This is a genomic window from Myxococcus sp. CA056, assembly GCF_013336715.1.
GTDB classification, from domain to species: domain Bacteria; phylum Myxococcota; class Myxococcia; order Myxococcales; family Myxococcaceae; genus Myxococcus; species Myxococcus llanfairpwllgwyngyllgogerychwyrndrobwllllantysiliogogogochensis.
Genome location: NZ_JABUMT010000001.1, coordinates 388798 through 401739 on the forward strand (window position 1 = coordinate 388798; position 12942 = coordinate 401739).

Consider the following 12942-nt stretch of genomic DNA (forward strand, 5'->3'; position numbering starts at 1 on the left):
CGCCAGAAAGAGACAGGCAGGGCTGCTCGCCTGCCCGGGGAGTGAAGGCGAATCCCCAAGGGCCACGCGCACCGTTATGAAGGGGTGTGCTCGACGTGAAGGACCCCACCGTGCAGGAGGCGCTGCGCCGTGCTTCCGAGGAGGCCGGGCTGCCGGACTCCCTGCGCAGCTGCGTGTATGGCCTGCTCAGGGACCCGGAGGGGGACTGGTCCCCCTGCTGTGGTGGAGGCTGCCAGCCGTGCTCGGCCACGCTGGCGGACGTGGCGGTGCGGACGCTGGAGCTGTTGGGCACACCCCGTCGCTCGCCCGTGCCCACGTGAGCGCGGGGACGCGCGGCTGACGTAGGCTCCGGGGCTTCATGAATCCCCTCGTCCATGCGGAGTTCTCGTGGCTGGCGGCGCAGGGGCTGCGCGAGCGAAGAGACCGCATCCTGGTCACCTGCGCGGGCCTGGCCCCGGACCTGGATGGGCTCACGCTGCTGGGGGGCGAGGAGCTGTACGTGCGCTATCACCATGTGCTGTTCCACGGCTACGTGGGGGCGCTCCTCACCGCCGCGGTGTGCATGGGGCTGGCGCGACAACGGCTGCGCGTGGGGCTGCTCGCGTTGGGGACCTTCCACCTGCACCTGCTCTGCGACCTCGCGGGCAGCGGACCGGGGTGGCCCATCTACTACTACTGGCCCACCAGCTTCCGGGAGTGGTTCTGGCAGGGGCAGTGGAACCTCTCGTCGTGGCAGAACGCCGTCATCGGCCTCATCACCACGCTGGCGTGTTTCGCGTGCGCGCTGCACTGGCGGCGGACCTTCGTCGAGTTGCTGTCCCCGCGCTGGGACGCGGAGGTGACGAAGACCTTGCGGCGGCGCTTCCTCGGGGAGCGCGAGGCGCCCGCACCCGGGAGCGCCGAGCGACGTGGCCCTCACGGCTGATGGCAGTCGCGCCGCAGCGCCTCCACCTGGTCCTGCGGCATGGCCCGCACGGTGGTGGGCGCGAGCTCGCGGAAGCGCTCGCACTTCTCCTTCGCATCGGGCTCCTGCTCCAGGGTCTGCGTGGCCACCTGCGCGGCCTGCGCCGGCTCGCCCTTGCTCTGATAGAGGCGCTCCAGCATGACGTGGGTCGCTTCGGGCTTCGGGTTCTCTTCCAGTTGTCGCTTCGCGGCGACAATCGCCTCGTCGACCCGCCCCTGGCGCTCCAGCTCCGCCGCCTGCTCGAGTGACGCGGTCTCCGTGCAGTAGGGGAGCAGCTCCTTCACCTTCTTCGACAGCTCCGCCTTCTGCGCGTACAGCTTCGGGTCCGCGGACCGCCAGACCTCGCAGCGCGTGGCACGACGCTCGCCTTGCATGAGCGTCGACACCCGCTCGGTCACCTGGGCCGCGTCCTTCGGGCGTCCCGCGCCCTCCAACTGCTTCGCGAAGTCCAGGTGCGCGAGCGCATCACTCGAGTCGCGATAGGGGCTCACCTCCAGGTGCTTCTGGTAGCTGAGCACCGCCGCGTCCACCTCCCCCACCGACAGCTCCGTGCGCGCCAGCTCCCGGTTGGCCTGCGGATGGACCGGGTTGAGCTCCACCGTGCGTCGCAACAGCGGCAGTCGCTGCGCCTCGTCCTTCTGTCGAAGGCTCAGCTCCCAGTAGGGCCTGGCATCCTTCGAGCCCAGCTCCACCTGCCGCTGGTAGATGTCCAGCGAGCGCTGCCGCAAGTCCCCCCGGGAGCGCCCCTGCGGTGACTCGCGAAACGACGTGTTCCAGTACGCCTGCGCCAACGCGAGCTGCACGTCCTGCTGGTTCGGGTTCTCGTTCGCCGCTTCCTCCAGCAGGGCGATGGCCCTCGCGCAGCGCGCCTTGTCGAAGCCATCCGAGGGACAGTCCCGCTGCGCCAACCGGATGCCCTCCTTCGCCGTGGGTGACAGCGTGGCGGGCGTCGCCACCGAGGGCTTGGGCGCCGCGGACGACGGGACTTGTGCCAACACGGGCGTGAGCACCCCCCACACCGCGACGAGTAGAACCTTCGCGCTCATCTGCCCTCCTTGCTACCGCTGGATGTGGACGTGGTCCGCCGCCGGGTCATTGCAGTCGAGGAACGTCACCGGCCCGTTCTCCGTGAAGCTGTCTTCCTCGCCCACCACCCGGATGCCCGCGAGTTCCACCAGACACATGAGCTGCCGCGCGTCCCTGCCTGGCACCACCATGGAGCGCGGGTCGATGTCGAGCGCGCGTCCCCGGGTGTGACGGCTGTTGATGGAGCCCGAGCCGATGAACCGGTTGCGCTGGGGATTGCGGAACGCGCTGGTGATGAAGGGCTCCACGCTCACCGTCGCGACGCGGTTGTTCGCGGTGGTGTCGGCCCGCCGGTTCGGCCCGGCGAGGATGGGCCCCGCGCACAGGCCGCCCACCCGGAGTCCCGCGCACACGTCATCGCCGCTCGGCGTGGTGTCTCCCAGGGGCCCGAGCATCAGCACCGACCCCCCGGACGATACGACCACCGTCGCGGGGCTCCTCGTCACCGTGCCCACCGGCACCACCTGCACATCATCCTTGAGGAGCTTGTTCAGCTCGGCGTCCACGTCCTGGAGCAGCTTGTCCAGGTCGCCCGGCGTCTCCTCGGCGACGAGCGTGTAGTTGCCCCGGTTGAGCGTCGTGTTGCCCGGCACGCGGATGTTGGCCAGCGTCGGCTGGAAGTCCGTGTCGTAATCCACGTACTCCTGTCTCAGCGTGTCCGTCTCGTCCTGGCGGAGGAACGAGGACGGAGGCAGCTTCACCTCCAGCCCGCGGCCATCCTCCAGGTCGAGCACGCCCAACACCTCGTACTCGAGCGGAGGGTTGGGGTCCCGACTGCCCGCCACCGACTGCGCGGACTTGCCTCGGAACGTCAGCTCGGCGCCTGTCGCCGTGGCGGGCTCCGCGGGCCCGGTGCGCGTGCCCACCGGCGTCACCGTCCACTTGATGCGGTCCACCAACCCCGCCTCGCCGCCCGTGACGCGCGCGCGGACCACCAGCTCCTCGCTCGTCACGAACGACGTGCGTGGAGGCGTTCCCTCGCGGCGAGTGAAGGCCTCGATGATGGCCAGCGACACCGGCTCACCCCCTTCCGGCGTGGTGACTTCCACCAGGGGCGGAGGCTCTCCACTGCCCCCCGTGCCCGTCGGGTCCGACTCGCTCCCGCACTTGCAGCTCGCGACGAGCGCCACCAGCGCCAGCCCCCACCACCGTGCCTTCCTGTTCATGAGCGCCTCCCCCCGCCGCCCTGAGCTCGGGACAGCCGTACAGCGGCCCGCGCACTTTCACCCGCGCCGCGCCGCGTGCCAGGGACACACGCCTCAGCGCTGTCACTGACCCGACGCGCCGGAATCCAATCCCTCACTGCTCGACGATGCGCCCGCCTCGAAGGGCACCCCTCGTCGCATGGCCTCCCAGCCCTCGAAGGCACACCGCCCGTGGCCTCCACGACAGGACGCGCGTGCGGGGTTGTGTCCACCACCATGCAGCACCGCGCCCTCGGACCGGCCCGCGACCATTGCCTCGCGGCACCGCGCACGCCTAGCTTGAAGGGGTTTCCCTCGAAGGGGGCCCCATGCCTGCGTACCGTGACGTGCTCGCCAGGATTCCCGAACCTGATGCCGAGGCAGGGAGCCAGTGCCAGGGCCTGCTGGACATGAAGACGAAGCCCCAGGGAAGCCTGGGCCGCCTGGAGGAGCTGGCGTGTCAGTGGGCCACGCTGCGCGGTGAGCCCGCGCCCGCGATGCCGCGCAAGGGGCTGGTGGTGATGGCGGCGGACCACGGCGTGACGGAGGAAGGCGTGAGCGCCTACCCCGCGGAGGTCACCGCGCAGATGGTGGCCAACTTCGCCCGAGGTGGCGCCGCCATCAACGTGCTGGCCCGACAGCACGGCGTGCGCGTGGAGGTCGTCGACATGGGCGTGCGCGTTCCCGTGGAGGGACTGGAGGGCGTGCGCATGCACAGCCAGGGCCCCGGTACGGCCAACCTGGCCCGAGGGCCGGCCATGTCGCGCAAGACGGCCGAGGAGGCCCTGAGCGTGGGCGCGCTCCTGGCGTTGGAACTGGCGGACTCGGGCGTGACGCTGCTGGGCCTGGGCGACATGGGCATTGGCAACACCACCGCGTCGGCGGCGCTCACGTGCGTGCTCGCGGGCGTGTCACCGGACATGGCCACCGGGCGAGGTACGGGCGTGGACGACGCGGGCCTCACGCGCAAGGTGGAGGTGGTGCGCCGCGCGCTCGCGGTGAACAAGCCGGACGCGGCGGACCCGCTGGACGTGCTCGCCAAGGTGGGCGGCTTTGAAATCGCGGGCCTGGCCGGCGCGGCGCTGGGCGCGGCCTCGCGGCGGGTGCCCGTCATGCTGGATGGTTTCATCTCCTCGGTCGCCGGGCTGGTGGCCGCACGACTGTGTCCCAAGGTGATGCCCTTCCTGCTCGCCAGTCACATGTCGCGCGAGGCGGGCCACCGCCGGGTGCTGGAGGCCCTGCGCCTGCGGCCCCTGCTCGACCTGGGCCTGCGCCTGGGCGAGGGCACGGGCGCCGTGCTCGCGATGGGGCTGATGGACAGCAGCATGCACATCCTGCACGAGATGGCGACGTTCGCCTCGGCGGGCGTCGCGGAGAAGAGCCGGCGCTGAGGCTCGCTCCTCCGGCCGAAACGTGGCAGGAGTCGCGACACCCGAGCCCCCATGAAGCGACTCCTCGCCGGCATCGCCTTCCTCAGTCGCATCCCCGTCCCCGGGGCGGCCACCTTCGATGCCGCCGACGTGGGCCGCGCGACGCTGTGCTTCCCCCTGGTGGGCGCCCTGCTCGCCGCCCTGCTCGTCGGCGTGCGCTTCGCGCTCTACCCCCTGCTGCCGTCGATGGTGACGGCGTATCTGCTGCTCGCCGTCTACGCGCTGCTCACCGGCGCTCTGCACCTGGACGGGCTGGCGGACATGGCGGACGGCTTCGGCGGCGGGCGCACCAAGGAGGACGTGCTGCGCATCATGAGAGACCACGTCATTGGCGCCTATGGAGGTGTCGCGCTGTTGCTGACCGTGGGACTCAAGGCCACCGCCCTGGCGGCGCTGCTGGAGCGCGGGCAGGCGGACGCCGCGCTGGTCGTGGCGCTGGCGCTGGGCCGCTGGGGCTCCGTCCCTCAAGGCTGGCTGCTTCCCTATGCGCGGCGAAGCGGGGGCATCGGCATGGCCATCACCGACTATGTGGGCCGCGTCGAAGTCATCGGCGCCACGGTGCTGGCGCTCGGCTTCGCGCTGGGCCTGATGGGCTGGCGAGGGGGCGTGGCCCTGGTGATGGTGGCCGTCGTATCCGCGCTCCAGGGCCTCTGGTGCCGGAAGAAAATCGATGGCATCACCGGCGATACCATGGGAGCCAACACCGAGGTCTGCGAGGCGCTGGTGCTCGTGCTCGCGCTGGCACTCGGCTGAAGTGGTGAAGCGAGCATAGGGAACGGACGCGGCATGGACTGGCGAATACCGAGCGGCGTGACGCGCATGATTCTGCTGCGGCACGGCAAGCCCTCCGAGGAGATGAAGGGCCGTTGCTACGGACGGCTCGACGTGGGCCTCGCGCCGGAGGGGCATGCCCAGGCGGAGCGTGCCGCGACCCTGCTGGCCAGCGCGGACCTCCAGGGCCTCTACTCGAGTCCTCGCCGCCGAGCCCTCGATACCGCGAAGCGCGTGGCGGAGGGACGGGGCCTGGACATCCGCGTGGAGGAGGCCTTCCGCGAAATCGACTTCGGACTCTTCGAGGGCCTCACCTACGAGGAGGCCGAGCGCCAGTTTCCGGAGGTGTACGCGGAATGGATGGCGCACCCCGAGCGGGTGCGGTTTCCAGAAGGAGAGACCTTCTCGGAGATGCGCGAGCGCGTCCGTGCGGGGGGCCGAGCCCTGCGCGCGCGACATGTCGGACAGTGCTTCGCCCTGGTGTCGCATGGAGGCGTCAACCGCACCCTCCTCGCCGAGTCGCTGGGCATGGCGGACAAACATCTGTTCCGCCTGGACCAGGTCCACGCCGCCGTGAATGTCATCGACTTCTATGGCGATGAGCCCGTGGTGAAGTTGACGAACGCGGCGCCGTGACACAGCGGGCCAGCCCCCCGGGGCCCTCGGCTTGACCGGTTTTGTCCGCGAGGCGTAGCCTTTGCGATTCACGGCGCGGCGCTGTGTCTGTCTTTCTCACATCGTCCATCCGCCGCACGGGGGACCCGTCCCATGGAGAGCGACCCGCGAGGCGAAGCCGACAGGCCTCCCAGCGCCCCCGGGGCCCGTGAGACGCACTGCCTCAATCCCTTCTCAGCCGAGTCACGGGGCAATCCCTACGCCGTCTATGAGCAACTCCTCCAGCGGCCCGCCTGCTGGAACCCCGAACTCCGGTTGTGGCTGTTCTCCCGCCACGCGGACTGCGTGGAGGTGCTCTCCCATCCGCGCTTCAGCCGGAACATCACGGGCGCCAGGGAGAGCCGCCCCGAGGACTTCCCTTCGCCTCCGGAGGCGCTCGCGGCGCTGTCCGCCATGCACCGTCAGTGGTTCCTGTTGATGGACCCGCCGGACCACACGCGCCTGCGCGCCGTGACGAAGCGCGCGCTGGGTCCACGCATGAAGGAACTGTCCCTGCACGTCCAGGCCACGGTGGAGGCGCTCCTCTTCCGCGCGCGGCAGAAAGGAGAGCTGGACATCATCGCGGACCTGGCCGCGCCGCTGGCCCGGACGACGCTGCGCTGGCTCGTGGGCGCCGACGAGCTGGACTCGGACCTGTACCAGCGCTGGGCGCTCGCGCTCGCGCGCTGTGGAGACGCCTCCGCGCCGCTGGCCGTGAGAGAGGCCGCCAGCGCCGCCACCCGCGAGGTGAGCCAGAGCCTCCAGGCCTCCGTCACCCGGCGCAGGCAGTCGCGTCGCGGCGATGTCCTCGGGCTGCTGGTGGCCGCGCAGGAGGACGAGCAGGCGCTGAGCGAGGAGGAGCTGCTGCCCACCTGCATGCTCCTGCTCTTCGGAGGCTACGACACGTCCGTCAATCTCATCGGCAACGGAGTGCTCGCGCTGATGGAGCACCGCGCGCAGTGGGAGGCGCTGTGTGCCCAGCCCTCGCGCCTCAAGGGAGCCGTGGAGGAACTGCTGCGCTTCGACACGCCCCTGCAACTCTGCTCCCGCATGGCGCAAGAGGACGTGGAGGTGGGCGGCGCCGCCGTGCGCGCGGGTGAGTGGGCCTGGGTGTTGCTGGGCGCGGCCAATCGGGACCCGAGGCGCTTCGAGAAACCCGACACGCTCGACATCCAACGCCCGGACCTCCAGCACATCGCCTTCGGCCACGGCATCCACCAGTGCATCGGTGCGGCGCTCGCGCGCATGGAGGCCCAGGGCGCGCTGGGCATGCTGGCCAGGGACCTGCCTGGACTGCGACTGGTACCCGGCGCGTGGAAGCGGCGCGACACCGCCGTGTTCCGAGGCCTCACCTCACTGCCCTGCCAGGGCTGAGCGACTCAGGACGACTTGCGCGCCACCAGGTAGATGAGGAGCGGCGTGCCCAGGGCCGCCGTCACCAGGCCCACGGGAGTCTCCCTGCCTGGAAGGATGATGCGGGCCACCGCGTCGCAGAGCACGAGGAAGCTGGCGCCCACCACCACCGAGCACGGAAGCAGCACGCGCCGACTCACCCCCAGCACCCGCCGGACGATGTGGGGGACGATGAGTTCCACGAAGGCGATGGGACCGCACCACGCGACACAGCCCGCCACGCCCAGCGCCCCCAGGCCGATGGAGGCCATGCGGACCGCGCGCACGTTGACGCCCTGCGATTCGGCGTGCTCCTCACCGGAGATGAACACCTCCAGCGCCCGCGTGAGCGTCAGCAGGCCCACCACCGACACCGCGGCAATGGGCAACAACATCACGATGTTCTGATAGCCCACCTGCGGCAGGTGGCCCATGGTCCACCGCATGGCCGTGAGCAGTTCGGCGGAGTCCGCGGAGAACTGCACGCCCGTGGAGATGGCGCCCGCCGCCATGGAGAAGGCGATGCCCGCGAGGACCAGGTCATTCATCCGCACGTTGCGCCCCGCCGCGATGGCGGCCACCAGCAGGCTGACCCCCAGCGCGCCCGCGAAGGCAGCGCCGGTGATGAGCGGCAGGCCCCACAGCGCGGTGCGCGCGCCCAGGACGATGGCCACCAGCGCGCCCAGCGTGGCGCCGGCCGTGGTGCCAATGGTGCTCGGCGCGGCGAGCGGGTTGGAGAAGAGGGACTGATACACCGCGCCCACCAGCGACAGCGTGCCTCCCACCACCAGCGCCATCAACGTCCGGGGGATGCGCAACTGCCAGAGGATGAAGTCGCGCGCGTCCGGAGGCATGGGCGGCCCGACGAAGGGCGCCACGGCGACCACGAGCGCGCACACCGCCAGCATCACCACCAGTCGCGTCCTCATTCCCCACGCTCCAGGGACATGCCCACGAAGACCCGGCGGTTCTCGACTTCGACGCCTCGCATCCGCACGGAGAACACCCGGCCCAGGTGTTCACCCAGGTCCGGAGCGTCGTAGTGCGATTCGAAGGCGACGCGGCCCTTCGACAAGCCCAGCACCCGAATCCGTCCCTCGCTGCCCGCGCGCATCGCATGGGCGAGCACGTTGATGTCATGGGTGATGCACAGCACGCCCAGCCCCGAGCGCCACATCTGCCCCACGAGCGCATACAGCTCCAACTGCTGGGCCGGGTCCAGGAAGTTGGCGGGTTCGTCCAGCAACACCAGGGGCGCTTCCTGCGCGAGCAGCGCCGCCACCGCGACGCGCTGCTGCTCTCCGCCGGACAGCTCGGTGATGGGCCGCGAGGCGAGGGCTTCCGCCTGCACGCGGGCGAGCGCCACGAGCGCGGATTCCTCCGAGCGACGGTGGGACTCCTTGAAGCGGTAGCGCGCGGCGGCCACGTGCTCCAGCGCGGTGATGGGCTCGGACACCTGGACGCGCTGGGGCAGCCACGCGAGGAACGCGGCGCGCTCCCGGGGGGAGAGGGCTCCCACGTCGCGTCCATTCACGGTGACGCGACCCGCGTCGGGGCGCTGAAGGCCGAGCGCCACGCGCATCAGCGTCGTCTTGCCCGCGCCATTGGGTCCCACCACGGCGACGAAATCTCCCGGTGCGACGCGGAGGGACACATCCTCCAGCAACGCCCGCTCGCCCTTGCGCACCGTCGCCCCGGAGACCTCCAGAAGAGACGTCATGGGGTCTTCGTGTCGAAGCGCAGCGCGGCCTGGAGCTGCTCCACCACGTCCAGGATGCGAGGGCCGGTGGACTGCACGCCCGGGCCCGCGACCAGCTTCACCCGCCCCTGCTTCACCGCGCGCAGCACCGTCAGTTGCTTCCACGGGGCGAGCTGTCGCGCCTCCTCTTCCGGCGTCAGGCGGGGACCCTCCACCAGCACCAGGATGATGTCCGGGTCCAACGTCATGAGTTGCTCGACGGAGACGTTGGGCGGGCCCGCGGGGTCCTCGGCGACGGCGTTGCGCGCGCCCGCCGCTTCCAGGGCCGCACCGTGAAGCGAGCCCTTGCGGATGTACCAGATGCTGGTGAGCGCGGCCTCCGGGTCGCCAATCACCAGCAGCACCCGGGGCGCGTCCGGTGGGGGCTTGCGCTTCAGCGTCGTCTCCACCTTCTGGGCGAGCTTCGTGGCCGCGTCCTCGCGCCCCGTCTGGCGGCCCAGCTCGCGAATCCCGTTCGCCACATCGTCGACGGAGAGCCAGGGCAGCACCTTCACCGGGGCGAGCGCGGACAGCGAGCCCGCGGGGGCCTGCTTCACCTGCTCATCGATGATGAGGGTGGGCTTGAGGCGGGCAATGGCCTCGTAGTTGGGCGACAGCGTGGAGCCCACCTTGGGCACGGATGCCGTCTCGGAGGGCCAGGAGGCCCAGTCGGAGAGGCCCACCACCTGCTCACCCGCACCCAGCGCGTAGAGCGTCTCCGTGATTCCGGGAGACAGCGAGACGATTCGCCGCGTCCCCGCCTCCGGAGCCGGCGCGGAGCGCTGGCAGCCGACGAGGAGCGTGAGGGAGACGACGAGCAGGGAGAGGGAGCGCGCGACGGACATGAGCAGCAGGGAACCCGTGAGAGGTTGACGCCTTATAGTGCACGCGCGCCAGGAGGCCCGCCATGCCGAAGCACCCTCACCTCATGATTCAAGGCACGGGCTCCCACGTGGGGAAGACCACGCTGGTCGCCGGCCTGTGCCGTCTGTACGCAAACAAAGGGCTGCGCGTGGCCCCCTTCAAGTCGCAGAACATGTCCCTCAACTCCTTCGTCACGGAGGAGAACGAGGAAATCGCCCGGGCCACGGCGGTGCAGTCCTTCGCGGCGAGGCAGCGGCCCATCGTCCACATGAACCCGCTGCTGCTCAAGCCCAAGTCGGACAGCGTCAGCCAGCTCATCATCCACGGCCGGCCGCACCAGGACGTCGACGCGCGCGAGTACTTCCTCTCCGACACGCACCGCGCGCTCAAGCTGTCCGCCATCCAGGAGTCCATCGACCACCTGACGCGGCACTACGACCTGGTCATCGCGGAAGGCGCGGGGAGCTGCGCGGAGCCCAACCTGCGTCCGTTCGACGTGGTGAACATGGAGGTGGCCCATCGGCTGGACGCGCGCGTGTACCTGGCGGTGGACATCGACAAGGGCGGCATCGCGGCGGAGCTGCTCGGCACGCTGCGGGTGCTGGAGCTGGTGGCGCCCGAGGACTGCGAGCGCATCGCCGGGTTCATCATCAACAAGTTCCGAGGAGACCGGCAGGTCCTCCAGCCCGCCGTCGACTTCATCGAGCACCACGCGAAGCGGCCCGTCGTCGGGGTGATGCCCTACCTCTCCCTGGCGCTGGAGGAAGAGGACCGCGTCCAGCCCCGGATGCACGGCGCGCCTGAAATCGACGTGGCGGTGCTCTATCTGCCGCACATCTCCAACAGCACAGACTTCGACTATCTCCAGGAGGAGCCCCACGTGCGCGTGCGCTTCGTGCGCTCCGTGGACCAGCTTGGCGCGCCGGACGCCATCATCGTTCCCGGCACCAAGAACACGGTGGGAGACCTGCTCCACCTGCGGCGCATCGGCTTCGAGCGGGTGCTCCAGGACTTGAGCACCACCACGCCCATCGTCGGCATCTGCGGGGGCTTTCAGATGCTGGGGCGCGAGTTGCTCGACGAGGGCCGCCGCGAGTCCGAGCACGGCAGCACCACGGGGCTGGGGTTGTTGGACATCGACGTGGAGTTCCTCCCTGGCAAGACGGTCTTCAATCGTCACTACACGCCGACGCCCGACAATCCCTTCGCGAGCGCGGGCGAGGTGTCAGGGTATGAGATTCACTCCGGACTCGTCAGGTATGCGAGCGCGAGGCCGCTGTACGCCCATGCGGGCGGAGTCGATGGCGCCGTGCATGAGCGACTGCCCATCTTTGGCACGTTCATCCATGACCTGTTCAAGAATCCCCGACTCAGTCGGGCATTCATCAACACGTTGCGCCAGCGCAAGGGATTGCCAGTCCTGACAGCCCCCTTGTGCAACCATGACACCCGTCGGGAGGAAAGTTATAATCGCCTCGCAGCCGCCTTGGCCGAGCACATGACAACGTTTGCCTGACTCCATCCTGCCGAGGGGGGCGCTTGGGGATTCCCGACTGAAGCGCATGTAGGAGGAGGCTCAACATGAAGCTCGATGGATTCGTTCGCGTCCTGCCACGACTGGTGCTGCTCTTTGTCATGGCCTGTCAGCACGACGCCCATGCCCAGGAACAGGCCCAGGCCGGCACCGCCGACAGCAACCTCGCCGCCCAGGTGCTCACACCCGTGGGCACCACGTATCCCTACACCCAGCAGTTGCAGTGGTTGGACTCGGGCCGTTTCATCGTTGGACGGCTGGATGGCTCCATGACGTTCTTCCGCCCTCCGGGCCCCACCGAGTGGGGACCCATGCTCACCGATGTGCTGCGCACCCCCGCCAACCGGGGCGTGGAGATGATGGCCGTCCGCGACGAGCGGACCTTCGTCACCTCCAATGACAGCACCACCATCACCCTCTGGCGCGAGCGGGATACCGCGCTGCAAGAGGACGCGGAGCCCGCGCACCTGGACAGGCTCCCTCGCGCGTTCCGCTTCGAGAACTTCGCCTACGACGCGGACGTGGGCACCGCCAACAGCGGCGTCTTCGTCGTCCACGCGAATCGCGAGTATCTGGTGACGGGCCATGAGAATGGCTTCGTCCTCATCTGGAACGTCTCGCGCAACGGCCGCCAGCTCGCGGTGCTGAAGAAGCTCAACGTCCGCTCTCCCGACCCCATCCCCAGCCCCTTCCAGCTCTGGAACGTGCGCGACATCGTCGCGTGGCGCGACGGCATCGTCATCACCGGCGCCGAGGACGGAGACCTGGTGATGCTCCAGCTCCCCCAGGGCAACGTGCTCGCCCGCAAGCGCTACAACCCGGCCGCCCAGCGCGGCATCAACGGCCTGGCCATCCTCGATGACCACCTGGTCGCCGTGGCCTGCTCCGTGGGCCCGGCGGACAAGAACACGTGGCTCTTCCGCGTCCGCCCCGCCGAGTTCCAATCCCAGGGCTCCGTGGACCTGAAGCAGAACCTGGCCCTGCCCCAGTCCTTCGCGTTCCGCGCCGCCATGGCCCGCGTCGGCGGCCAGCCGTATGTCTTCGCCACCACGCAGGAGGGCCTCTTGTGGACCGTCCTCGTCACCCCCGACGGCCAGCTCCAGGTCCAGGCCTCCAGCTCCGTGGACTTCCCCATCGGCGAGGCCATTGACTACAACCCGACCACGTCCCAGCTCGCGGCCGTGGGCGTGCTCGTCAACCTCTTCAACGTCGCCGCGCCCGCGCCCGCCGCTCCCGCGCCTCGCAAGCAGGCGGCCCCCAAGGTGGCTCCGCCCCAGGCTCCTTCCTTGAGGCCCGAGCCCGCCCCGGCGAACTGAGGCACCGCC

At 70.0% G+C, this 12942-nt stretch carries 13 protein-coding genes; 8 read left to right on the forward strand and 5 right to left on the reverse strand.

What is annotated here, in order from left to right; genetic code table 11:
- Nucleotides 1-86: 86 nt before the first annotated feature.
- Both HUA76_RS01570 and HUA76_RS01575 read left to right on the forward strand, forming a co-directional pair.
- The gene (locus HUA76_RS01570; RefSeq protein ID WP_174454476.1) at nucleotides 87-320 is read left to right on the forward strand and encodes a hypothetical protein; all 234 of its coding nucleotides are present in this window, start codon (nucleotides 87-89) and stop codon (nucleotides 318-320) included.
- Nucleotides 321-358: 38 nt separating this feature from the next.
- Entirely contained in the window at nucleotides 359-925 is a 567-nt protein-coding gene (locus tag HUA76_RS01575) for a metal-dependent hydrolase (RefSeq protein ID WP_174459791.1), read from the forward strand.
- On the opposite strand, the gene HUA76_RS01580 is transcribed toward HUA76_RS01575, so the two are convergent.
- Both HUA76_RS01580 and HUA76_RS01585 read right to left on the reverse strand, forming a co-directional pair.
- On the reverse strand, nucleotides 916-2010 hold the full coding sequence (locus tag HUA76_RS01580) for a lipopolysaccharide assembly protein LapB (protein WP_174459792.1): 1095 nt from the start codon (nucleotides 2008-2010) through the stop codon (nucleotides 916-918). The genes HUA76_RS01575 and HUA76_RS01580 overlap by 10 nt on opposite strands.
- Before the next feature lie 12 nt (nucleotides 2011-2022).
- Nucleotides 2023-3216 (reverse strand): D-Ala-D-Ala carboxypeptidase family metallohydrolase, encoded by a 1194-nt coding sequence (locus tag HUA76_RS01585; RefSeq protein WP_174459793.1) that lies wholly within the window; start codon nucleotides 3214-3216, stop codon nucleotides 2023-2025.
- A 347-nt stretch (nucleotides 3217-3563) separates the two neighbouring features.
- Here HUA76_RS01585 and cobT point away from each other — a divergent pair, with 347 nt between their 5' ends.
- The 4 genes from cobT to HUA76_RS01605 all read left to right on the forward strand — a co-directional run bounded on the left by cobT (nucleotide 3564) and on the right by HUA76_RS01605 (nucleotide 7463).
- Nucleotides 3564-4625 (forward strand): nicotinate-nucleotide--dimethylbenzimidazole phosphoribosyltransferase, encoded by a 1062-nt coding sequence (cobT, locus tag HUA76_RS01590; protein WP_174454474.1) that lies wholly within the window; start codon nucleotides 3564-3566, stop codon nucleotides 4623-4625.
- Nucleotides 4626-4676: 51 nt separating this feature from the next.
- Entirely contained in the window at nucleotides 4677-5417 is a 741-nt protein-coding gene (cobS, locus tag HUA76_RS01595; protein WP_174454473.1) for an adenosylcobinamide-GDP ribazoletransferase, read from the forward strand.
- Nucleotides 5418-5450: 33 nt separating this feature from the next.
- Nucleotides 5451-6071: a histidine phosphatase family protein gene (locus HUA76_RS01600; protein ID WP_174454472.1), complete on the forward strand. Its 621-nt coding sequence runs from the start codon at nucleotides 5451-5453 to the stop codon at nucleotides 6069-6071.
- 132 nt (nucleotides 6072-6203) lie between these two features.
- A complete protein-coding gene (locus HUA76_RS01605; protein WP_174459794.1) occupies nucleotides 6204-7463 on the forward strand; it encodes a cytochrome P450 in 1260 nt (419 codons plus the stop codon).
- A 5-nt stretch (nucleotides 7464-7468) separates the two neighbouring features.
- Here HUA76_RS01605 and HUA76_RS01610 read toward each other — a convergent pair whose 3' ends face one another.
- From HUA76_RS01610 to HUA76_RS01620, 3 genes are read right to left on the reverse strand one after another with little or no spacing between them, the layout of a single operon-like run.
- Nucleotides 7469-8410 carry an iron ABC transporter permease gene (locus HUA76_RS01610; RefSeq protein ID WP_141643463.1) on the reverse strand — a complete coding sequence of 314 codons (942 nt, stop codon included), beginning with the start codon at nucleotides 8408-8410 and terminating at the stop codon, nucleotides 7469-7471.
- Nucleotides 8407-9201: an ABC transporter ATP-binding protein gene (locus HUA76_RS01615; RefSeq protein ID WP_141643462.1), complete on the reverse strand. Its 795-nt coding sequence runs from the start codon at nucleotides 9199-9201 to the stop codon at nucleotides 8407-8409. The genes HUA76_RS01610 and HUA76_RS01615 overlap by 4 nt, the downstream gene beginning before the upstream one ends.
- Nucleotides 9198-10064, reverse strand: a complete 867-nt coding sequence (locus tag HUA76_RS01620; RefSeq protein WP_174454469.1) for an ABC transporter substrate-binding protein — start codon at nucleotides 10062-10064, stop codon at nucleotides 9198-9200. The genes HUA76_RS01615 and HUA76_RS01620 overlap by 4 nt, the downstream gene beginning before the upstream one ends.
- 62 nt (nucleotides 10065-10126) lie before the next feature.
- Here HUA76_RS01620 and HUA76_RS01625 point away from each other — a divergent pair, with 62 nt between their 5' ends.
- A complete protein-coding gene (locus HUA76_RS01625; RefSeq protein ID WP_174459795.1) occupies nucleotides 10127-11599 on the forward strand; it encodes a cobyric acid synthase in 1473 nt (490 codons plus the stop codon).
- A gap of 65 nt (nucleotides 11600-11664) precedes the next feature.
- The gene (locus tag HUA76_RS01630) at nucleotides 11665-12933 is read left to right on the forward strand and encodes a hypothetical protein (protein WP_174459796.1); all 1269 of its coding nucleotides are present in this window, start codon (nucleotides 11665-11667) and stop codon (nucleotides 12931-12933) included.
- Nucleotides 12934-12942: the final 9 nt, after the last annotated feature.